The following is a 6439-nucleotide window of genomic DNA, read 5'->3' as shown; positions in this document are numbered from 1 at the left end:
GGTGCGGCGATCCGACAAGCCCGCTCCCACAATTGGATCTCCATATATCAGGGAGATAGCAATCCGCCTTTGACCTGGCTTCTGCTTCAACCACTCAGGTCGGCTTTCAGGCCGCCGTGCTGTAGATTTTGATCTTGATCTAGGGCGCCCCGTTAACCACGATGGCCGCACGCAGGCTTGAATCCGTGGGTAACCCGGCAGGACGCCGGGTTAGCCGCCCCGCGCCATGGATGGCGCGGGGCGGCGGCCCACGGATTCAAGTCTGCGTGCGGGCATGCCGAGCCTAGGCGAGGCACCGAGTGGAGGGGCAAGAGCCTTTTGGTTACTTTTGGGCTCTATCAAAAGTGACCCACTGTAAGAGCGGAACCCATCTAAGCCATCACCCAACCACCGGATATACCCCCAAACCCCTCAACTCCCCGCAAACTCAGTTAGCCAACCGCGCCCCACTCAAACTGCCACTCAACTCATAAGCCACCAACTCCGCCTGATGCGCCGCCAAAATCTCCGGCAACGAACCCCGCAAATACTCCACCCACGTCTTGATCTTCGCATCCAGATACTGCCGCGACGGGTAGATAGCGTACAAATTCAGCTCCTGCGACCGATACGTCGGCATCACCCGCACCAGCGTCCCATTGCGCAGCCCCTCAATGGCCGCATACACCGGCAACAACCCAACCCCCATGCCACTGGTAATCGCCGTCTTCATCGCATCCGCCGAATTCACCAGAAACGGCGACGTATTGATCGCCACACTTTCCTGGCCTTCAGGGCCGTTAAACGTCCACTTATCCAGCTGAATCACCGGGCTCACCAGCCGCAGGCACGCATGGTTAAGCAAATCCTGAGGCCGCTGCGCACACCCCTTGGCCTTGACGTAATCCGGCGAAGCACACGCGATGCTGTAAGTAATCCCCAAACGTTGCGAGACAAACCCCGAATCCGGCAACTCGCTGGCCAGCACGATGGACACGTCGTAGCCCTCGTCGAGCAAGTCCGGCACACGGTTGGCCAGGGTCAGGTCGAAGGTCACATCGGGGTGGGTACGGCGGTAGCGGGCAATCGCATCAATGACAAAGTGCTGGCCGATGCCCGTCATGGTGTGCACTTTCAACTGCCCGGCCGGGCGTGCATGCGCGTCGCTGGCCTCGGCTTCGGCTTCTTCGACGTAGGCGAGAATCTGCTCGCAACGCAGCAAATAGCGTTTACCGGCTTCGGTCAGCGCAATGCGCCGGGTGGTGCGGTTGAGCAAGCGGGTTTGCAGGTGGGCCTCAAGGTTGGAGACCGCGCGCGAGACGTTGGCGGTGGTGGTGTCCAGTTGCACGGCGGCGGCGGTGAAGCTGCCGGCTTCGGCCACGCAACTGAAGGCGCGCATGTTTTGCAAAGTGTCCATGGAGTGTTCTCAGGGGAGATAACAAATTGTGACAGAAAGTTACGCCGTCCAGTGATCCCTACCAACGGATTATCGCCTGAACGGTAACAAAGATTCACAGGAATGCCAGCTTATCGTCCGTCATCGTGCCCCCTAGAATTGCGCCACCTCTCCCCGCACCACCACCTCAGGAATACGTTTGCCGTGCCGCGTCGCATCAGCAGAGAGCTGAAGACTCTCATCAACAGAGAGCTGAAGGCTCTCAGTGTTTGCGCCTTATCGTTAGCAATCAGCGGCTGCATCGGAACCGGAGGAATTGCCCCCCAAGGCCAGGCGCTCGACGCCAATTACCTCGCCACCGACGAAGCAATCCAGCGCGCCACGCAGGACGCGCACTGGCCCACCGCTCAATGGTGGCAAGCGTACGGCGACCCGCAGCTCAACCGCTGGGTCGACCTCGCCACGCAAAACAGCCCGAGCCTGGCCATGGCCGCCGCGCGCGTGCGCCAGGCACGGGCCATGGCCGGGGTTGCCGAGTCGGCCGAGTCGTTGCAGATCAACAGCGACACCACGCTCAAGCGCCACAACTGGCCGAAAGATCAGTTCTACGGCCCGGGCGAGTTGAGCGGCGCCAACACCTGGGACAACAATTCGTCCCTGGGCCTGAGCTATGCCCTGGACCTTTGGGGCCGCGAAAGCAACACCAGCGAACGTGCCGTCGACCTCGCGCACATGAGCGCTGCCGAAGCCCGCCAGGCGCAACTCGAACTGCAGAACAACGTGGTGCGCGCCTACATCCAGCTGTCGTTGCACTACGCCAACCGTGACATCGTCGCCGCCACGCTGGCCCAGCAACAGCAGATTCTGGACCTTGCCAACAAGCGCCTGAACGCCGGGATCGGCACGCATTTCGACGTGAGCCAGGCCGAAACCCCGCTGCCCGAAACCCATCGCCAGCTGGATGCGGTGGACGAAGACATCGTCCTGAGCCGCAACCAGTTGGCTGCATTGGCCGGCAAAGGCCCGGGCGAGGGCGCGCAACTGCAACGCCCGAGCTTGTCCCTCGCCGCGCCGTTGAAGTTGCCGTCGAGCCTGCCCGCGCAATTGCTCGGCCAGCGCCCGGACGTGGTCGCCAGCCGCTGGCAGGTCGCGGCGCAAGCCCGTGGCATTGAGGTGGCGCATGCCGGCTTCTACCCCAACGTCGACCTGGTCGGCAGCCTCGGCTACATGGCCACCGGCGGCGGCATGCTGGCGTTTCTGGCCGGCAAGAAATTCAACTACAACGTTGGCCCCGCGATCACCTTGCCGATTTTCGACGGCGGCCGTTTGCGTTCCGAGTTGGGTGAGGCCAGCGCCGGGTATGACATCGCCGTGGCCCAGTACAACCAGACCCTGGTCAACGCGCTCAAGGGCATCAGCGACCAGTTGATCCGCCGCGAATCGATGGACAAACAGGCGGGTTTCGCCGCGCAGTCGGTGGCCTCGGCGCAAAAAACCTACGACATCGCCATGATCGCCTACCAGCGCGGCCTCACTGATTACCTCAACGTGCTGAACGCCCAGACCTTGCTGTTCCGTCAGCAACAGGTGCAGCAACAGGTGCAGGCCGCGCGCCTGAGTGCGCATGCCGAGTTGGTGACCGCCTTGGGCGGCGGCCTTGGCGCGGGCAACGACACCCCGCAAGACGCCAAAACCCTTCCGAGCAAGACCCCGGCGGCGCTGGCCGTGTTTGATCACTGAGTAGGATTTGATGACTCCCTTGCCTGCACCGCTGCGCTGGCTGCATTCCCTTGAATGGCGCCGTGGCTTTTTCGACTGGGCACGCAGCGACGGCGTGACTTGGGTGTACATTTTCAAAGTGCTGATCGCGGCGTTCCTTACCCTGTGGCTGGCCATGCGCCTGGAACTGCCACAACCGCGCACCGCGATGATCACCGTGTTTATCGTGATGCAGCCGCAGAGCGGGCAGGTGTTCGCCAAGAGTTTTTATCGCTTCCTTGGCACCCTGGCCGGGTCGGCGGTGATGGTCTTCTTGATCGCCTTGTTTGCGCAGAACACCGAGCTGTTCCTCGGCGCGCTGGCGATCTGGGTGGGCATCTGCACCGCGGGCGCGACGCGCAACCGCAACTTCCGCGCCTACGGTTTTGTGCTGGCGGGCTACACGGCGGCGATGGTCGGTTTGCCGGCCCTGGCGCACCCGGACGGCGCGTTTATGGCGGCCGTGTGGCGGGTGCTGGAAATCTCCCTGGGGATTCTTTGCTCCACCCTGGTCAGCGCCGCGATCCTGCCGCAGACCAGCAGCGCGGCGATGCGCAACGCCTTGTATCAGCGCTTCGGCGTGTTTGCACTGTTCGTCACCGACGGCCTGCGTGGGCGCAGCCAGCGCGAAGGGTTCGAGGCCAGCAACGTGCGCTTTATCGCCGAGGCCGTGGGCCTGGAAAGCCTGCGCAGCATCACCGTGTTCGAAGACCCGCACATGCGTCGGCGCAACGGCCGGCTCAGCCGCCTGAACAGCGAATTCATGAGCATCACCACGCGCTTCAACGCCCTGCATCAGTTGCTCGAACGGCTGCGCGCCGATGACGCCGACCATGTGGTCGCCGCGATCAAACCTGGCCTGCAGGACCTTGCCGAAGTGCTCGACGGTTTCTCCGGCCGTGCGCTCACCAGCCCGGATGCCGCGCGCCTGGTCAACCAGCTCAGCGCCTACAAGGACGGCCTGCCCGCCAAGGTGCGCAGCCTGCGCGCGGGCTTTCAGGAGGGCAACCCGAGCGAAGCCGAGCAGCTGGATTTTCATACCGCTTACGAGCTGCTTTACCGGTTTGTCGATGACCTGCACAACTACGCGTTGACCCACGCTTCGCTGGCTGATCACAGCCATGCGCGCGAGCAGTGGGACGAAACCTTCATCCCCAAAACCAATTGGCTGGCCTGCGCCGCGTCGGGGATTCGCGCGTCGTTCATCCTCATCGTGCTCGGCAGCTACTGGGTCGCCACGGCCTGGCCGAGTGGCGCGACCATGACCCTGATCGCGGCGGCCACCGTGGGCTTGTCCGCCGCCACGCCGAACCCGAAACGCATGGCGTTCCAGATGGCCTGCGGCACCTTGATCGGCGCGCTGGTGGGCTTTGTCGAAATGTTCTTCGTGTTCCCCTGGATCGACGGCTTCCCGCTGCTGTGCGTGATGCTCGCGCCGGTGATCATCTTCGGCTCCTTCCTCGCCTCACGCCCGCAGTACGCAGGCGTGGGTGTGGGCCTGCTGATCTTCTTCAGCACCGGCTCGGTGCCGGACAACCTCACGGTCTACAACCCCTACGCCTTTATCAACGACTACATCGCCATGGTCATCGGCATGTTGGTGTGCGCGGCGGCGGGGGCGATCATCCTGCCGCCCAACAGCCGCTGGTTATGGCGGCGGTTGGAGCAAGACTTGCGCGAGCAAGTGGTGTACGCGATCAGCGGCAAGCTCAAGGGCTTGGCGTCGAGTTTTGAAAGCCGCACCCGCGACCTGTTGCACCAAGCCTATGGGCTTGCCGTCGGCCAGCCGCAGGTGCAGCGCGACCTGCTGCGCTGGATGTTCGTGGTGCTGGAAGTCGGCCACGCGATCATCGAGTTGCGCAAGGAACAGGCGATTCTGCCGGTGCACCCGGCGTATGCCGAGTCGCAGCCGTGGCGCCAGGCGATCCGCGTGATGGGCCGCTCGCTGGTGCGGCTGTTCCTGCAACCCAGCGCGAGCAACCTGGAGCGCGGCCTGATTGCCGTGGACCACGCGATAAGCCGCGTGCAGGCCACCGACGAACCTTTCGCCCCGCACTTCGACACCTCGGCCCTGCGCCGAGTGAAGAGCTACCTGCACTTTATCCGCACCTCGTTGCTGGACCCGCAATCGCCACTGGCGGCCCTTAAAGGAGCCCCGTATGCCTCGTGAAATCGCCTTCCACGGCCTGTATATGCCGACCATGACCCTGATGTTTTTCATCGCGGCGGGGCTGGCCTGGGCGCTGGACCGCTTCTTGGCCGGGTTCGACCTGTACCGTTTTTTCTGGCACCCGGCGTTGCTGCGCCTGAGCCTGTTCGTTTGCTTGTTCGGCGCCCTGGCGCTGACCGTCTACCGTTGAGAATGCCCCGATGAAAAAGTTTTTCAGCCTGCTCGCGACCTTGCTGGTACTGGCTTTGGCAATCTGGATTGGCCGCACGCTGTGGGTGCATTACATGGAAACGCCCTGGACCCGCGACGGCCGTGTGCGCGCCGACATCATCAACGTCGCCGCCGACGTCACCGGTGAAGTGGTCGACGTGCCGGTGCGCGATAACCAGTTGGTCAAAAAGGGCGATCTGCTGATGCAAATCGACCCCGAGCATTACCGCATCGCGGTCAAGCAGGCGCAGTCTTTGGTCGCCTCGCGCAAAGCCACCTGGGAGATGCGCAAGGTCAATGCCCACCGCCGTGCCGACCTCGACGCCCTGGTGATCTCCAAGGAAAACCGCGACGACGCCAGCAACATCGCCGACTCGGCCCTGGCCGATTACCAGCACGCGCTGGCCGAGCTGGAGGCCGCTGAACTCAATTTGAAACGCACCCAGGTTGTGGCGGCCGTCGACGGGTATGTCACCAACCTCAACGTGCACCGCGGCGACTATGCGCGCATCGGCGAGGCGAAGATGGCCGTGGTGGATATGAATTCGTTCTGGGTCTATGGCTTCTTCGAGGAAACCAAGTTGCCTCATGTGAACGTTGGCGATAAAGCCGACATGCAATTGATGAGCGGCGAGACCCTCAAGGGCCATGTGGAAAGCATTTCGCGCGGCATCTACGACCGCGACAACCCTGAAAGCCGCGAGCTGATCGCCGACGTCAACCCGACCTTCAACTGGGTGCGCCTGGCCCAGCGCGTGCCCGTGCGGATTCACATCGATGAAGTGCCGGAGGGCGTGTTGCTGGCGGCGGGGATTACCTGCACCGTCATCGTCAACCCAACACCAAACTAACGGTGGAAACCGGCTTGTGTGGGAGCTGGCTTGCCTGCGATGGCGGACTGTCAGTTGAGGTATGCAGTGCTGACC

General features: G+C 63.0%; 5 protein-coding genes. 4 read left to right on the top strand and 1 reads right to left on the bottom strand.

The features are described 5' to 3' along the window. Window positions 1-427 precede the first annotated feature (427 nt). Complete coding sequence (locus WBB95_RS08950; protein ID WP_053254489.1) at window positions 428-1396, bottom strand: LysR family transcriptional regulator; 969 nt, start codon at window positions 1394-1396, stop codon at window positions 428-430. Window positions 1397-1579: 183 nt separating this feature from the next. On the opposite strand from WBB95_RS08950, the gene WBB95_RS08945 reads away from it, so the two are divergent. Genes WBB95_RS08945 through WBB95_RS08930 form a run of 4 tightly spaced genes read left to right on the top strand, consistent with a single transcriptional unit; the run spans window position 1580 to window position 6364 of the window. Beyond that, window positions 1580-3115 (top strand): efflux transporter outer membrane subunit, encoded by a 1536-nt coding sequence (locus WBB95_RS08945; RefSeq protein WP_424487255.1) that lies wholly within the window; start codon window positions 1580-1582, stop codon window positions 3113-3115. A gap of 10 nt (window positions 3116-3125) precedes the next feature. Further along, the gene (locus tag WBB95_RS08940; protein WP_424487254.1) at window positions 3126-5303 is read left to right on the top strand and encodes an FUSC family protein; all 2178 of its coding nucleotides are present in this window, start codon (window positions 3126-3128) and stop codon (window positions 5301-5303) included. Beyond that, window positions 5293-5493 carry a DUF1656 domain-containing protein gene (locus tag WBB95_RS08935; RefSeq protein WP_424487253.1) on the top strand — a complete coding sequence of 67 codons (201 nt, stop codon included), beginning with the start codon at window positions 5293-5295 and terminating at the stop codon, window positions 5491-5493. Before WBB95_RS08940 ends, WBB95_RS08935 begins: the two co-directional genes overlap by 11 nt. Before the next feature lie 10 nt (window positions 5494-5503). Beyond that, complete coding sequence (locus WBB95_RS08930; RefSeq protein ID WP_424487252.1) at window positions 5504-6364, top strand: efflux RND transporter periplasmic adaptor subunit; 861 nt, start codon at window positions 5504-5506, stop codon at window positions 6362-6364. The last annotated feature ends 75 nt before the right edge of the window (window positions 6365-6439 follow it).

The organism is Pseudomonas sp., from assembly GCF_049645325.1.
GTDB lineage: Bacteria > Pseudomonadota > Gammaproteobacteria > Pseudomonadales > Pseudomonadaceae > Aquipseudomonas.
The sequence above is the reverse complement of the archived record's forward strand: the minus strand, read 5'-3'. Positions and strand labels throughout refer to the sequence as shown.

Excerpts from the sequence above, each read along its gene's own strand:
- WBB95_RS08950 (WP_053254489.1), bottom strand. The coding sequence starts at position 1,396 with ATGGACACTTTGCAAAACATGCGCGCCTTCAGTTGCGTGGCCGAAGCC.
- WBB95_RS08940 (WP_424487254.1), top strand. The coding sequence starts at position 3,126 with ATGACTCCCTTGCCTGCACCGCTGCGCTGGCTGCATTCCCTTGAATGG.
- WBB95_RS08935 (WP_424487253.1), top strand. The coding sequence starts at position 5,293 with ATGCCTCGTGAAATCGCCTTCCACGGCCTGTATATGCCGACCATGACC.
- WBB95_RS08930 (WP_424487252.1), top strand. The coding sequence starts at position 5,504 with ATGAAAAAGTTTTTCAGCCTGCTCGCGACCTTGCTGGTACTGGCTTTG.